This is a genomic window from Pseudomonas sp. 65/3-MNA-CIBAN-0223 (genome assembly GCF_040310425.1).
Classification (GTDB): Bacteria; Pseudomonadota; Gammaproteobacteria; order Pseudomonadales; family Pseudomonadaceae; genus Aquipseudomonas; species Aquipseudomonas gregormendelii.
Genome location: NZ_JBEOPV010000064.1, coordinates 1 through 433, shown reverse-complemented (window position 1 = coordinate 433; position 433 = coordinate 1). Strand labels below are relative to the sequence as shown.

Below are 433 nucleotides of genomic sequence, written 5' to 3'. Positions count from 1 at the left end.
GAATTGCCGGCAGCGGGCGTAATCACGCCGCACCCGGGCGAGGCTGCGCGTCTGTTGCAATGCTCGGTGGCCGAGATACAGGCTGATCGCCCCGCTGCGGCGCGTGCGCTGGCCCGTCGCTACGCTTGTGTGGCGCTGCTCAAGGGCGCGGGTACGTTGATCGCCGATTCAAATGGCCGACTGGCGCTCTGTGATCGCGGCCATCCGGCGATGGCGAGTGCCGGCCTCGGTGACGTGCTGGCAGGGGTGATCGGTGCCGTGCTGGCGCAGGGGCTTGCGCCATTCGATGCAGCCTGCCTGGGCGCCTGGCTGCATGCCGCCGCTGGCGAACGTATCGGCCAGCAAGGCCGGGGGCTAGCCGCCGGCGATCTGATTCCCGTGATCCGTCAGTTGCTTGAGGAGCAGTCTCCATGCCTGAAGTGAACCTCTACGC

At 67.9% G+C, this 433-nt stretch carries 1 protein-coding gene; it reads left to right on the top strand.

Features of this window, described 5'->3' with window-relative positions:
* The coding region (locus AAEZ09_RS27925) for an ADP-dependent NAD(P)H-hydrate dehydratase (protein WP_350601585.1) at positions 1-423 on the top strand (423 nt) is incomplete at its 5' end.
* Between the last annotated feature and the right edge of the window lie 10 nt (positions 424-433).